We start from the raw sequence: 14,219 nt of genomic DNA, 5'->3' as shown, positions 1-14,219 counted from the left end.
CCGCTCGTTGATGGAACTGGTGGCCGACCGCCTGTGGCTGGCCGCCGACGGCTCGGTGAAGCCCTTCGACGGCGACATGGACGACTATCAGAAGTTCGTCCTGGACCGCGCCAAGCAGGCGGGCATGAAGCCGACCCAGGTGCGCGAGGAGGTCACGGCCGCCGCCCCCACGCCCGCCGCTGCGCCCAAGGTCGAGAAGAAGAAAGGTCCCTCGCCGTCCACCCTGCGTCACGCGGTGAAGAAGGCCGAGGATCGCATGACCCAGTTGACCGCCGACCTGGCCCGCCTGGACGACGACCTGGCCAACGCCCCGGTCAAGGACCCGAAAAAACTAGAGGGCCTGACGCGCGCCCGCGCCAAGACCCAAGCGGAGCTCGATCAAGCCGAGGCCGAGTGGATCGCCGCCGAGGAAGCCCTGGCCGAGGTCGCATGACGAAGAAGCCGCCTTCTTCCGTCCTGACCCGTGAAGAGTTGCAGGAGGCGGCCAGCCGCCTGCGCGCCTATCTGCGCGATGACATGGAAGTCGAGGTCGGCCAGCTTCCCGCCGAAATGTTGGTCGAGTTCATTGAGCGCGACATCGGTCGGCTGTTCTACAATCGCGGTCTGCGCGACGCCGAGATCGTGGTCCGTCAAAAGGTCGAGGACGTCGCCGACGCCCTCTACGGCCTGGAGCGCTGAGGCCTTTCCATATCGACGTTCTACATGAATCACAGCACCTAGACGCTGCTCGCTTGAAAGGACGCCGACATGAACCACCTGTTCGCCGCGATGACGCTCGCGTCCGCGCTGATCGCGCTCCCCGCCCTGGCCCAGGACGCGACGCCTCAGCGTTACGCGGTGGAGCTGCAATTGATGGAAGCGGGCAAGGAGGTGGTTCTGGCCAGCACCTTCGTCGCCGTCGGCGGCACGGCGAACCTGACCCTGAACGGCGACCAGGATGCGCTTGATTTCAACACCACCGTCTATGCCCAACAGGGTGACGGCGCCGAGGACTTGCTCGTCACCGAGGTGAATCTGTTCCGCAACGGCGAGGAAATCGCCGCCCCGCGCATGATCATGCGGCGCGGCGGCACGGCCCGTTATGAAGTCGGGACCGAGGGGGCGGACGTGATCCGGGTCACGGTCAAGCCCGCCCCCTGAATCACGTCAGCCGCAGCTGACGCGCGTCACGACCTCGGTCTTGTCGTCGTAAGTGAAGTTCACGCGGTTGTCGCGGAAGTCCATGGTCGCCGCGCAGCTGCTGCACAGGACGCGGAAGATGCGGCCGCGCGGAGCGTCGGCGGGAATGGTCGAGCGATTGCGGCCGACATATTCCTGATAGTCGCCAGCCTTGCAGGCCACAGGCGTCGGTTCAGCGCCCGGCGCCGCATCATGGGTCGGAGCGCAGGCAGAGAGCGTCACAGCGCCCGCAAAAGCCGTCAGCATCACGATCGTCTTCATGGCGTTCCTCTTTGTTCCGGGCTTAGCCGCAGCTCACGCGCTCGACGATGCCGGTTTGCTGATTGTAGAAAATATTCAGACGGTAAGGCGAATAGTCTTCCGTGACGGGGCAGGTCGTGCAGGCCACCCGCCGGTTCACCACATCCACCGGAACGGGAATCTGGGTCCGCGGTTTCCCGACCAGCCACTGCAGTTCGCCCGCCTTGCACATGTCGGCGTCGTTTTGAGGCAGGCGTGTGCCGACCGGCTGGTTCTGACGCGCCTGCTCAACGATGCGGGGCGCGGTCGGCGTGGGGGATGACGAGGAGCAACCGGCGACCGTCAGCAGCCCCAAGACGCTCAGGGAGACGATCAGGCCGCCTTTTCCCAGCGCCCTTCGTCCGTCTGTTTCCAGTAGGCCAGGTTGGCGTTGGCCGCCTTCAGCGTGCGCCAGCGCTCGCGCGCGTGCTGCAACGCCTGTTCGTTCCGACCGTCGAAAATGATGAAGCACCGCTCGTACCCTTCCGTGGTCCCCAGCTCTGACTCATCGACGATGAACAGCGCCTGAGCACCATTCAGGTTCTCGCCCGATTCGGACAGAAGGATGGGCTGGCGGACGGCGTGTTCCTCTGACGCGAGGCCGTGCGGCAGGAAGCTGTCGGCGCGATAGCTCCACAGATGCTCGTCGATGTCGTCGAGACGGTGCGAGACCGCCCCGCGCACCAGGGCGCGCCAGCCCCGCTGGAGGGTCTTCTCCAGCAGGCCCGGCAGCACCTGATCCAGCGTCGAGCGCTCCAGATGGTAGAACCAGATTTCCGGCTTGGCGTCAGACACCCGGTCCTACCCTCTGAATACGTCGGATCAGGCTTCGTATTTGTCGGCGACCATGCGGTCCAGCAGACGCACGCCATAGCCCACGGCGCCGTCCGGCACGGTCGGGTTGCGGCTATCCTTGACCCAGGCGGTCGAGGCGATGTCGATGTGCGCCCACGGCACGCCGTTGGTGAAGCGTTGCAGGAACAGGGCGGCGGTGATCGAGCCCCCGGCGCGGCCGTTGCCGGTGTTCTTCACGTCGGCGATCGGGCTGTCGATGTGACGCTCATAAGCGGCAGGGATCGGCAGGCGCCAGACATTCTCGCCAACCTTGGGACCGGCGGCCAGGATGCCGTCAGCCAGGTCGTCATTGTTCGAGAAGACGCCGGCGTATTCCAGGCCCAGCGAGATGATGATGGCGCCCGTCAGGGTGGCCAGGTCGATCATGAACTTCGGTTTGAAGCGCTCCTGCGTGTACCAGAGCGCGTCGGCCAGCACGAGGCGGCCTTCGGCGTCGGTGTTCAGGACTTCGACGGTCTGGCCCGACATCGACACGACCACGTCGCCCGGACGCTGGGCCTTGCCGTCAGGCATGTTCTCGACCAGGCCGAGGACGCCGACCACGTTGACCTTGGCCTTGCGGCCTGCCAGGGCGTGCATCAGGCCGGCCACAGCAGCGGCGCCGCCCATGTCCCACTTCATCTCTTCCATCCCGTCAGCCGGCTTCAGGCTGATGCCGCCGGTGTCAAAGCAGACGCCCTTGCCGACGAAGGCGATGGGGGCTTCGCCCTCCTTGCCGCCGTTCCACTGGATGACGGCCAGCTGGCTTTCACGCTCCGAGCCTTGGCCCACGCCCAGCAGGGTGTGCATGCCCAGCTTTTCCATCTCGGCTTCGCCCAGGATCTCGACCTTGGCGCCCAGGGCTTCCAGTTCCTTCACACGGCGCGCGAACTCGGCCGGATACAGGACGTTGGCCGGTTCCGACACCAGGTCGCGCGAGAACAGGACGGCGTCGGCCACGGCCGACAGCGGCTGGAAGGCGGCTTCGGCGGCGGCGGCGTCCGAGGTGACGACGCGAACCGTCGTGACCGACGGAATCTTGTCGGCCTTCTGCTTGGTCAGATATTTGGCGAAGCGGTAGGCGGCCAGGCGCACGGCGAAGCCGACGCGAGCGGCCTGTTCGGCCGACAGGTGCGCCGCGTCGATGGTCAGGACTTCGGCGCCGGACAGTTTGGCCGCGTGATAGGCGGCTGCAGCGGCGGTTTCGACCGCCAGATCGTCGAACTTGTCAGCCGCGCCCGCGCCGACCAACAGCACCGAATTGGCGTCGACGCCGGCAGGGGCCGCAACGGCGAGATTGCTGTTCGCGGCGCCGGTGAAACGGCTGTTCGACATGGCCTTGGTCAGTGCGCCCGAAGCGGCGGCGTCCAGGGCAGAGCCCGTACCGGCCAACGCACGGCCTTCGTGGACCAGAACGGCAAGGATTTGAGCGGCGCTGGGGGAAGCGACGAACTCGATTTTCATGAAACCTACTCCAGGCCAGGGTTCCATGCCCCGGTCGTGCTTGAATCAGACATAACGCTGCGGCTGTTCCACCGTCGCGTTGGGATGTGTATTACATGGCCCGCATCGCTCGCGGCTGCAACTCGCTCGCCCCCGAAACCCTTTCTTTCCGACCATGACGCTGATTCAAGGCTACCTCTTTCGCCAGATCGGCCTGCCCGTCGTGGCGGCGTGCGCGGCGCTGGCCGGAATCGGGCTGCTGAGCCAAAGCCTCGACCAACTCGAAGTCATCGTCGAGCGCGGCCAGAGCATCTGGGTCATGGCCAAGCTGACCCTTCTGGCCCTGCCCCAGTTGATCGCGGTCATCCTGCCCATCGGCCTGTTCGTCGGCGCCCTGATCGCCCTGACGCGGCTGCAGCGCGAACAGGAACTGACCGCCGCCTACGCCGCGGGCGTCAGCCGCTGGTCCCTGATCCGGCCGGCGATCCAGATCGCCGTCATCATCGCCGTGGTCGCCCTGATCACCAATGTCTTCGTCCAGCCCTGGGCCCAACGCGAGGCGCGTCGCCAGGCCTTCGCAATCCGCACCGACCTGGCCGCCCTGCTGGTCGAGGAAGGCCGTTTCGTTCAAGGCCCCGGCGGCCTGACCGTCTATGTCCAGCAGATCGAGCAAAACGGCCTGCTGAAGAACCTGTTCGTCTATCTGGACAACGGCAAGACGGTCACGACCTGGGACGCCGAGTCCGCCCGCTTCGGCCGCGTCGACGGCCTGCCGGTCCTGACCATGCAGAACGGGTCGATGCAGCGCTACTCCTCGCGCGACGTTCTGAACCAGCTGTCGTTCGACCAGCAGGTCTTCGACCTCTCGCCCTACACCAAGACGACCGAGCGCATCCGCTTCAAGCCGTCGGACCTGTGGCTGACAGAACTGCTCGACCCGACGCCCGCCCTGCTGGAAAGCGCTGGCACGCGCGGCGAACTTCTGGCCGAGGCCCATTCTCGGCTGGCGTCGCCCCTCTATGCGCTAGCGGCGATGGCCCTGGCGCTGACCGCCATCCTCGGCGGCTCCTTCAGCCGCACCGGCTACAGCGGTCGCATCGCCAAGGCGGCGGGCGTCTTCCTGATCGTGCGCGTGTTCGGCTATGGTCTGGTCGCGGCCAGCGCCTGGAACGGCGCATTGAACCTGCTTCAATATCTGCTGCCGCTGGGTGTCAGTTTCCTGGCCCTGCGCCTGCTGTTCCGCGCACTCAAACCGCATCGGCGACGTAGTTGGGCGCCCTATGAACGTTTCAAGGCGAGGTTCGCATGAGGATCCGTCTCGGCCGCATCGAACGCTATGTGCTGGTCCAGCAACTGCGCGCCCTGGCCGTCGCTCTGGCCGTCATTTCCGCCCTGGTGATGCTGATCGACTTTGTCGAGGTGTCGCGCGGGCTAAACTCATCCGGCGAACTGTCCAGCGCCCGCATCTTCGGCCTGGTGCTGCTGAAGTCGCCCAGCGTCGTCATCCAGTTGCTGCCCTTCGTCTTCCTTTTCGGCACCCTGGCGGCCTTCGTCGGCCTGAACCGGCGCAGCGAACTGATCGCCATGCGCGCGGCGGGCGTTTCGGCCTGGCGATTCGTACTGCCGGCCGCAGGGTGCGCCCTGGTGCTCGGCGTACTGACCGTCACCGTTTTCGGCCCCATGGCCGCGGCGGGCGACGGCATGTGGCAACGTGAACGTGGCCGCATCTCCGGCACCTCGCCCGGCGCCGAAACCCAGCAGGCCGTCTGGCTGCGCGAAGGCGACGCCGCCCGCCAGATGATCATTCGCGGCGAACGGCAGGACCCGGCCAGCGGGCGGCTTCTGGACGCCAGCTTCTTCATCTACACGACCACGGCCAGCGGCCGTCGCACCTTCACCGAGCGGATCGACGCGGCCACGGCCTCTCTGACGGCCGGACGCTGGCGCCTGACCGACGCAACGGGCGCCCAAACGGGCCAGCGCGCAGTTCGCTACGCCACGCTCGACCTCCCCTCGAACCTGGCGGACAAGGAGGCCTTCCAGCGCTTCGCCCGACCGCAATCGACGCCCTTCTGGTCCCTGCCGAACCAGATCCAGCGAATCGAGGACGCCGGCTTCGCCTCGACCGCCTATCGCCTGCGCCTTCAGCAACTGCTGGCCACGCCGTTGATGTTCGCCGCCATGTCGATACTGGCCGCCGCCTTCTCGCTGCGTCTGATGCGGCTCGGCGATCTGGCGCGAATGACGGTGGCGGCCGTGGTGCTGGGCTTCGCCTTCTTCTTTGTGAACCAGTTTTCCTCGGCCATGGGCTCGGCCGAAGTCGTGCCGCCGGTTCTGGCCGCCTGGCTGCCGCCGGTGCTGACGGCGCTCGCCGCCTTCACCTTGCTGTTCTATACCGAAGACGGCTAATCGGACGGTTTCCGGTCGCCCGGCAAAGAGTGGATTCCGCATGAGTGATCGCCGCAAAATCCGTGAGGGAGCCCTGCGCGCCCGGCTCCTGGCCGGTGCGGCCGTCGTCGCCTGCCTGCCGGCCCTGCCCGCGATGGCCCAGAACGCCGCGGCGCCTGCCCCGGCGCCGACCACCCAGAACGCACCTGGAGCCGATGGCCTGACCCCCGACAGCCTCTATGTGAACGCTGACGCGGCCAGCCGCGAGGGCGACGTCGTGAGCGCCAACGGGACGCCCGACAATCGCGTCTACGCCCGGACACGCGACCACAGCATCCGCGCCGAGGAGGTCACCTACGATCTCAAGACCGGCGTCGCCACCGCCGCCGGCCACGCCGAAATCGCAGCCCCTGACGGTACGGTCGTCCACGCCAGCCGCATCGAACTGGATGCGGACCTCAAGGCCGGCGTCGCGACCGATCTCGCCATGCGCCTCGCCAATGGCGCCAGCCTGATGGCGGCGACGGCGGTGCGCCGTTCCGAGAACGTCAGCGAACTGAACCGCGTCATCTTCACGCCCTGCCCGATCTGCGACGTGAACGGACCGAAGCAGCCCAGCGTATCGATTCAGGCCGACAAGGCGGTGCAGGACCAGGACCTGCGCGCCATCCTGTATCGCAACGTCGTCTTCCGCGTCGGAGGGGTGCCGGTCTTCTACCTGCCGGCCTTTGCTCACCCCGACCCCAGCGTCGAGCGGGCGTCCGGCTTCCTGATTCCTTTCCCGGATTTCGATGAAGGCCGCGGCGCCTCGCTGGAGGTTCCCTACCTCCACGTCGTCTCGCCGTCCGAAGACTTGCTCATCAGTCCGCAGATCAACACCAAGATCGCGCCCTTCCTGAACGCCCAGTGGCGTCGGCGCTTCGACAGCGGCACGCTGGTCGTGCGCGGCGGCTACACCTATGAGCGCGATTTCGGCGATTTCGACCAGGACGGCGACGGCGACGCTGAAAGCAATGTGCGCTTCGGCGACCGTACCAATCGCAGCTATCTGCTGGCGCACGGCAAGTTCGATCTTCAAGGGCCGTGGCGCTGGGGCTTCACGGCCGAACGCACCTCGGACAAGAGCCTTTTCGACCGTTACAACGTCCGGGACACCTATCAGGACAACGGCCTCTATTATGGCGACCGTCGCCGCCTGATCAGCCAGATCTACGCCGAACGGCAGACCCAGAGGTCCTATCTTTCGGTCGCGGCCTTCTCGATGCAGAGCCTGCGGGTCGCGCAGTTCGACCCGGTCACGCCGGCCCTGAACATCTTCGAGGACGACAAGACCCTGCCCCTGGTCGCCCCGCTGATTGACGCGCGCTGGGAAGCTCAGAATCCCGTGTTCGGCGGCCGACTGCGCCTGAGAGGCTCCGCCGTCGCCCTGTTCCGCGACGCCTATGTCGGCTCCCCCACCCTGCCGCCGGAGTTGATCCCCCCCGGCCCGACCGACGGCTTGCCCGGCGTCGACAGCCGACGCGTGACCGGGCAGGTCGACTGGCGCCGCACCTTGATCTCGCCGATGGGGCTGCGCTGGGAGCCCTTCGTGGACGCCCGCCTCGACGTCTATTCGGTCAATGACCTGCCGCCGATGATGGGCGTGGACTCGGACGTCTTCACGCGCGGGCGCGCCAGCGCCGGGGTGGATGTCAGCTACCCGCTCTATCGCCGCCTCAGCGCCGAAGCCGACCTGATCCTGGAACCGATGGCCCAGTTGTCAGTGTCGAACGACGCCGACCTGGATCGCCGCATCCCCAACGAGGACAGTCAGACGCTGGAACTGGACCACAGCTCCCTGTTCCGCATGGACCGCTTCCCCGGCTACGATCTGCTGGAAGGTGGAGTTCGCTTCACGGCCGGCGCGCGCGCCACCCTGCGCTGGGACGAAAAGCGTTCAGCCAGCCTGTTCATCGGCCGCAGCATTCGCGCTGATGATCAGAACGAGTTCCTGACGCCGATCCCGGACGATCCCGCGCGCCTCTACGACCCCTCCGGCCTGGCCGACCGCACGTCTGACTGGGTGGTCCAGGCGACCTTTGCTCCGTCCGACCGCATCCGCGGCTGGGCGCACGCCACCATCGACCCCAACGGCGACGTTCGCCGCGCGGAAACGACGGTTGACGGACGTTGGGGACGCCGCAACCAGGCCAGCCTGAGCTACATCATCGACCGCTCCAACCCGGTCGCCGGCCCGTTGAACCGCAACTATGAGTTCGTCCAGTTGTCCGGCCACCAGTTCGTCTATGGCAAGTGGGGCGTGGCGGTGAACGGCATCGCCGATCTGGAACGCGACATCATCACCCGCTCCGAAGTCGGCCTTCTGTTCGACGACGATTGCTTCCGCGTCGAGCTGGGATGGCGTCGCGACAACACCCGGGTGCGCCCGACCGGTCCCTCCGAAGGGGTCTATATTCGACTTAACCTCGCCACTTTTGGAGGTTCAGGCTATTGAACGCGATGATATGCGCTAAGCATGGCGTACAGGGGCGCGCGCCCTCCACGGCTCGGCATCGTCAATGACGCTGCTGAACGGGGGACGAGACGGCTTTAGGGAATCAGGACTGACGATGCGTTTGATGCGTTACACGACGGGCGTGGCCATGGCCGCCCTCATGGCCGGCACGGCTGTCGGTCAGTCTGCGGCCCAAACGGCCCCGACCCAACCGGCGCCTGCCGCCGGGACGCTGAACCCGGCTGCCGAGGAAGCGCCTCAACGCGCCGCGGCTGCTCCGCAGTTCCGCCTGTCGGACGGCATCATCGCCACCGTCAACGACCGGATCATCACCGGCTACGACCTGCGCCAGCGGATGCTGGTCGTCATGGCCATGGCCCAGGTCCAGCCCACTGAAGAAAATATCGGCGCCATCCAGCAGCAGGCGCTCAACGACCTTATCGAACAGCACCTGCAGGCCGCCGAGATCGCCAAGTTCGAATCGCTCAAGATCAGCGATCAGGAAGTCGATGAAGAGATCGCCGGCATGGCGCGCGAGGCCGGCACCACCGGCCCGAACTACATGGCCTTCCTGGAACAGGGCGGCATCCGTCCCCAGGCCTTCCGCGAGCAGCTGCGCACCGAGATCGGCTGGCGTGAACTGGTCGGCGGTCGCTTCCGCGATCGCGCCAAGGTGAGCCGCACCCAGGTCGACCAAGCCATGCGCCAGCTCACCGAGTCGGCCACCAAGCCCCAGTATCTGGTCGGCGAGATCTACCTCGAAGCCAGCCGTGTCGGCGGTATGCAGGAAGCCATGAACGGCGCCCGCCAGCTGGTCCAGCAGATGGTCCAGGGCGCGCCCTTCATGGCCGTCGCCCGCCAGTTCTCGGCCGCGCCCTCCGCCGCCCGCGGCGGCGACGCCGGCTGGGTGGTCCAGGGCACGGTTCAGCCCGCGCTGGAGCAGGCGATGGCGGCGCTCGAGGTCGGCCAGCTTTCCAACCCCATTCCGGTCGATGGCGGAGTCTACATCCTCTACATGCGCGACAAGCGTTCCGGCGCGGCCACCAGCCTGGTTCAAATGAAGCAGGTCATGATCGAACTGCCGGAGACCGCCAGCGAAGCCGACGTGGCCGCCGCGACCCAGCGCCTGGAGACACTGCGCAGCGGAACGACCTGCGACAACATCCTGCAACGCGCCCGCGCCGAGCAAGGCATGCAGGGCGCCGACCTGGGCGAAAGCGACGTGGCCAACCTGCTGCCGCAGTTCCAGCAAGTCGCCCGCTCGGCAGAGGTCGGCACGGTCAGCAGCGTCGTGCGCACGCCGCTGGGCGTGCATATCCTGGCGGTCTGCGGTCGCCGCCTCGGCGGCCCCGAAGCGCCCTCGCGCCAGCAGGTCGAATCCCGCCTGCAGAATCAGAACTACGCCATGCTGGGCCGCCGCTACCTGCGCGACCTGCGGGCTGACGCCCTGATCGAAATCAAGCAAAGATGACCGGACGGCCGCTCATCGTCACGATGGGCGACCCCGCCGGCGTGGGGCCGGAGATCATCGCCAAGGCGTGGCCGGTTCTGGCCACGCCGCCCGGCCCGCTCGCCCCCATCACGCCCTTCGTCGTCATCGGCGACGCCGACGTCCTGTCGTCCCAGGGCGCGCCGGTCGAGCAGATCTTCAGCCCGTCCGACGCTCGCGGAGTCTTCGGTCGCGCTATCCCGGTTCTGCACCACCCGGCCTCCGCCAAGGTCACGCCGGGCAAGCCCGATCCCCACAACGCGCCCGCCGTCGCCGACTGGATCGAGCGCGCTGTCGATCTGGTCATCTCGGGCGAAGGCGGAGGCGTCGTCACGGCCCCCATCGCCAAGGCGCCGATGTATGCGTCCGGCTTCCGCTTCCCCGGCCACACCGAGTTCATCGCTGAACTGACCGCCGACATGCCGTTCAGCGGCACGCGCGGCCCGGTCATGATGCTGACCGCCAAGGATCTGCGCGCCTGCCTGGTGACCATCCACGTCGCCATCGACCAACTGCCCGAACTGGTCACGGCGGACCGCGTCATGCGCGTCGCCCGCGTCGTCCACGAGTCGATGAAGCGTGATTTCGGCGTCGCCGCCCCGCGCCTGGCCATGGCCGCTCTGAACCCCCATGCAGGCGAAGGCGGTTCGATCGGCCTGCAAGAGGTCGAGGTCCTGCGCCCCGCCGCCGCCGCCCTGCGTGCTGAGGGGATCAACATCACCGATCCCCTGCCCGCCGACACCCTGTTCCACGACGAGGCCCGCGCCCGTTACGACGCCACGATCTGCCTCTATCACGATCAGGCCCTGATCCCGGTCAAGACCCTGGACTTCTGGGGCGGGGTGAACGCCACCCTGGGCCTGCCCATCGTCCGCACCTCGCCCGACCACGGGACCGGTTTCGACATCGCCGGCAAGGGGATCGCCCGCGCCGACAGCTTCATCGCCGCCGTGCGACTGGCTTCAGAGATGGCGGCGACGCGCGCCACGCGCTAAGGCGTCCCGTATGACGGACCTCCCCTCCCTTCGCGAGACGCTCGACGCCCACGGCCTGCTGGCCAAGAAGAGCTTTGGCCAGCACTTCCTGCTGGACCTCAACGTGACGCGCAAGATCGTCCGCTACGCCGGTCCCTTCGAAGGCCGCGCCGTGATCGAAGTCGGCCCCGGCCCCGGCGGCCTAACCCGCGCCATTCTGGAGAGCGACGCCGGCAAGGTGGTGCTGGTCGAGAAGGACCCGCGCTTCATCCCCCTGCTCAGCGAACTGGACGACGGCTCTGGCCGCCTCACCATCGTCGAGGGCGATGCGCTCAAGGTCCGCGAGGCCGACCTGGTCGAAGGCCCCGCCCATCTGGTCTCCAACCTGCCCTACAACGTCGGCACCCCCCTGCTGATCAAGTGGCTGACCGGCCCGTGGCAGCCCTGCGCCCTGACCCTGATGTTCCAGAAGGAGGTGGCCGAGCGTGTCGTGGCCGCGCCCGGCGACGACGCCTATGGCCGTCTGGCCGTCATCACCCAGGCCGTGGCCGACGCCCGCATCGTCATGCACTTGCCCGCCGCCGCCTTCACCCCGCCGCCCAAGGTGGCCTCGGCGGTCGTCCATGTCGTCCCGCGCGCCGAGCGCCCCTCGCCCGAGCGCCTGAAGAAGCTGGAGCGCGTCACCGCCGCCGCCTTCGGCCAGCGCCGCAAGATGCTGCGCTCCAGCCTGAAACAGCTCGGCGGCGCCGCCCTGTGCGAGGCCGCCGGCATCGAACCCGACGCCCGCGCCGAGGTCATCGACATCGCCGGCTTCCTCCGCCTGGCCGACGCCCTGAAGTAAGCCTGCCATGACCGTTGAAATCGAACCCTTCCGCGCCATCAGCGTCAGCCGACTGGCCCATGAGCTGAAGGCCCAGGGCCGCTCCATCATCCACATGGAGTTCGGCCAGCCCTCGACCGGCGCCCCCGCCGCCGCCATCGCCCAGGCCCACCGCATCCTCGACAGCGATCCCGGCGGCTACTGGGAAAGCCCGGCCCTGCGCGCCCGCATCGCCAGGCTCTATGACGACCGCTATGGCGTCGCTGTCGATCCTGAGCGGGTGGTCATGACGGCGGGTGCCTCGCCTGCACTGGTGCTGGCCCTGATGATGCGCTTTCAGCCCGGGGACCGGGTGGCCATCGCCCGCCCCGGCTATGTCGCCTATCGCAACACCCTGAAGGCCCTGCACATGGACCCGGTCGAGATCGACTGCGGCGCCGAGGTGCGCTTCCAGCTGACTGCCGAGGCCCTGCGCGCCCTCGACCCGGCCCCGGCGGGCGTCATCATCGCCAGCCCGGCCAACCCGACCGGCACCATCATCCCCGAGGCCGAACTGAAGGCCATCGCCGAGGTCTGCCGCGAGCGAAACATCTCGGTCATCTCGGACGAGATCTACCACGGCCTGTCCTACACGGGCCCAACCCCGTCCATGCTGCAGTTCGAGCCGAACGCCCTGATCGTCAACAGCTTCTCCAAATACTGGAGCATGGCGGGCTGGCGTCTGGGCTGGCTGATCCTGCCCGAGGCCGAGGTGCCGCAGGCCCGCGCCCGCGTCGGCAACATGTTCCTGACGCCCGCCACCCTCAGCCAGCACGCCGGTCTGATCGCCATGGACGAGGAGGAGGAGCTGGAGGCCAATATCGACGTCTATCGCGCCAACCGCGCCCTGATGCTCGACGCCCTGCCGGCCATGGGCCTGCGCTCCATCGCCCCGCCGGACGGCGCCTTCTACATCTACGCGGACATCGGCCACCTGACCGACGACAGCATCGGCTTTTGCGAGGCCCTGTTGCGGGAAACAGGCGTCGCGACAGCGCCGGGCGTCGACTTCGACCCGGTAAACGGCCACCGCTTCATCCGCTTCAGCTTCGCCGTCTCGACGCCCCAGGTCGAAGACGCCCTGACCCGGATCAAGCCCTTCTTCGCGGCCAGAACAGCGGCCGCCGAGGAACGCCTCAGCGCCTAGGGGCGTTCGTCAGGGCCCGAAACCTTCGGAGCCTTTATGTCGAAGTCGCGTCTCGTTGCCTCCGCCGCCCTGCCCTTCGCCCTGGTCTTTCTGACCGCCTGCGGATCGCCTGCCGAGACGCCAAAGTCCGAACAGCCGCCCGCCGCTTCACCCGCGCCTGCGCTCACGCGCGAGGCGATTGAAGCGGCGGTGTTCGAGGCCGCACCGACGCCCGCCCCGAACGGCCAGACGGCGCCCGCCGCGGCCGATCCCGCCATCGCCCGCGCCCAGATCCTGCTGGACCGCGCCAACTTCTCGCCCGGCGTCATCGACGGCCTGGGCGGCGACAATACGCGTCAGGCCATCGCCGCCTTTGAAAAGGCCGCCGGTCTGCCCGAGGACGGCGTTCTAGACGCTGAGGTCTTCCGGCGGCTAACCGCAGGCGACAACGGCAAGGTCATGGCCGACTACGTCATCACCGCCGCCGACCTGACCGGGCCCTTCATCGGGCAGGTCCCGTCCGACCTTCAGGCCATGTCGAAGCTGGCCACCGTCGGCTACACTACGCCCCTGGAAGCCTTGGCCGAGAAGTTTCATATGACCGAGGGCCTGCTGCGCGCCCTCAACCCCGGCGTCGATTTCGGCAAGGCGGGCCAGACCATCATCGTCGCCGCCGTCGCCCAGACGGACCTGAACGCCGACGTGGCGCGCATCGTGGTGGACAAGACCGAACGCTCGGTCCGCGCCTATGACGCCGACGGCAAACTTCTGGCCTTCTATCCGGCCACCATCGGCAGTTCAGCGCGCCCGGCGCCGTCCGGCGACCTGAGCGTGGTCGGCGTCGCGCCCGAGCCCAACTACACCTACGACCCTGACCGGGTCAGCTATGATCGGGGCGACCGCAAGGTCATCATCCCGCCTGGGCCGAACAATCCGGTCGGTTCGGTGTGGATCGACCTGTCGCGCGACACCTATGGCATCCACGGCACGCCGGACCCGTCCAAGGTCGGCAAGACCTTCTCCAGCGGCTGTGTGCGCCTGACCAACTGGGACGCCGAACAGTTGGCGTCGAAGGTCAAACCGGGCGTGCGCGTGGTCTTCCGCTAGGTCTCGATTCCTGCCCTCTCCCAATGGGAGAGGGAAAAGCGATCAAG

General features: G+C 67.5%; 14 protein-coding genes and 1 pseudogene. 11 read left to right on the top strand and 4 right to left on the bottom strand.

All coding sequences use genetic code 11. From position 1 onward, the window contains the following. The 3 genes and pseudogenes from B3K53_RS02695 to B3K53_RS02685 all read left to right on the top strand — a co-directional run. Positions 1–433: pseudogene (locus tag B3K53_RS02695) on the top strand (ABC transporter ATP-binding protein); the annotation flags it as partial. Then, positions 430–678 carry a DUF2164 family protein gene (locus B3K53_RS02690; protein ID WP_292082545.1) on the top strand — a complete coding sequence of 83 codons (249 nt, stop codon included), beginning with the start codon at positions 430–432 and terminating at the stop codon, positions 676–678. The pseudogene B3K53_RS02695 and the gene B3K53_RS02690, both read left to right, overlap by 4 nt. A gap of 69 nt (positions 679–747) precedes the next feature. Next, positions 748–1,140, top strand: coding sequence for a hypothetical protein (locus tag B3K53_RS02685; protein ID WP_292082544.1), 393 nt, complete (start codon positions 748–750; stop codon positions 1,138–1,140). 6 nt (positions 1,141–1,146) lie between these two features. Here B3K53_RS02685 and B3K53_RS02680 read toward each other — a convergent pair whose 3' ends face one another. Genes B3K53_RS02680 through B3K53_RS02665 form a run of 4 tightly spaced genes read right to left on the bottom strand, consistent with a single transcriptional unit; the run spans position 1,147 to position 3,756 of the window. Further along, complete coding sequence (locus B3K53_RS02680) at positions 1,147–1,440, bottom strand: hemolysin (protein ID WP_292082543.1); 294 nt, start codon at positions 1,438–1,440, stop codon at positions 1,147–1,149. 22 nt (positions 1,441–1,462) lie between these two features. Then, positions 1,463–1,774 (bottom strand): hypothetical protein, encoded by a 312-nt coding sequence (locus B3K53_RS02675; RefSeq protein ID WP_292082542.1) that lies wholly within the window; start codon positions 1,772–1,774, stop codon positions 1,463–1,465. 17 nt (positions 1,775–1,791) lie between these two features. Further along, a complete protein-coding gene (locus tag B3K53_RS02670) occupies positions 1,792–2,253 on the bottom strand; it encodes a DNA polymerase III subunit chi (RefSeq protein ID WP_292082541.1) in 462 nt (153 codons plus the stop codon). Between the two features lie 27 nt (positions 2,254–2,280). Next, positions 2,281–3,756 (bottom strand): leucyl aminopeptidase, encoded by a 1,476-nt coding sequence (locus tag B3K53_RS02665; protein ID WP_292082540.1) that lies wholly within the window; start codon positions 3,754–3,756, stop codon positions 2,281–2,283. A 154-nt stretch (positions 3,757–3,910) separates the two neighbouring features. Between B3K53_RS02665 and B3K53_RS02660 the strand changes: the two genes are divergently transcribed. The 8 genes from B3K53_RS02660 to B3K53_RS02625 all read left to right on the top strand — a co-directional run bounded on the left by B3K53_RS02660 (position 3,911) and on the right by B3K53_RS02625 (position 14,172). Beyond that, on the top strand, positions 3,911–5,044 hold the full coding sequence (locus B3K53_RS02660; RefSeq protein ID WP_292082539.1) for an LptF/LptG family permease: 1,134 nt from the start codon (positions 3,911–3,913) through the stop codon (positions 5,042–5,044). After that, on the top strand, positions 5,041–6,144 hold the full coding sequence (lptG, locus tag B3K53_RS02655) for an LPS export ABC transporter permease LptG (protein ID WP_292082538.1): 1,104 nt from the start codon (positions 5,041–5,043) through the stop codon (positions 6,142–6,144). Before B3K53_RS02660 ends, lptG begins: the two co-directional genes overlap by 4 nt. A gap of 40 nt (positions 6,145–6,184) precedes the next feature. Further along, positions 6,185–8,617 carry an LPS-assembly protein LptD gene (locus B3K53_RS02650; protein ID WP_292082536.1) on the top strand — a complete coding sequence of 811 codons (2,433 nt, stop codon included), beginning with the start codon at positions 6,185–6,187 and terminating at the stop codon, positions 8,615–8,617. A gap of 115 nt (positions 8,618–8,732) precedes the next feature. Beyond that, a complete protein-coding gene (locus B3K53_RS02645; protein ID WP_292082534.1) occupies positions 8,733–10,088 on the top strand; it encodes a peptidylprolyl isomerase in 1,356 nt (451 codons plus the stop codon). After that, entirely contained in the window at positions 10,085–11,101 is a 1,017-nt protein-coding gene (gene pdxA / locus B3K53_RS02640; RefSeq protein WP_292082533.1) for a 4-hydroxythreonine-4-phosphate dehydrogenase PdxA, read from the top strand. Before B3K53_RS02645 ends, pdxA begins: the two co-directional genes overlap by 4 nt. Positions 11,102–11,111: 10 nt before the next feature. Continuing rightward, positions 11,112–11,921, top strand: coding sequence for a 16S rRNA (adenine(1518)-N(6)/adenine(1519)-N(6))-dimethyltransferase RsmA (gene rsmA / locus B3K53_RS02635; RefSeq protein WP_292082532.1), 810 nt, complete (start codon positions 11,112–11,114; stop codon positions 11,919–11,921). A gap of 7 nt (positions 11,922–11,928) precedes the next feature. Beyond that, on the top strand, positions 11,929–13,086 hold the full coding sequence (locus tag B3K53_RS02630) for a pyridoxal phosphate-dependent aminotransferase (protein ID WP_292082531.1): 1,158 nt from the start codon (positions 11,929–11,931) through the stop codon (positions 13,084–13,086). A 36-nt stretch (positions 13,087–13,122) separates the two neighbouring features. Then, positions 13,123–14,172 carry a L,D-transpeptidase family protein gene (locus tag B3K53_RS02625; RefSeq protein ID WP_292082530.1) on the top strand — a complete coding sequence of 350 codons (1,050 nt, stop codon included), beginning with the start codon at positions 13,123–13,125 and terminating at the stop codon, positions 14,170–14,172. The last annotated feature ends 47 nt before the right edge of the window (positions 14,173–14,219 follow it).

Origin of the sequence: Brevundimonas sp. UBA7506 (assembly GCF_002479495.1) — a bacterium.
Lineage (GTDB): Bacteria > Pseudomonadota > Alphaproteobacteria > Caulobacterales > Caulobacteraceae > Brevundimonas.
The sequence above is the reverse complement of the archived record's forward strand: the minus strand, read 5'-3'. Positions and strand labels throughout refer to the sequence as shown.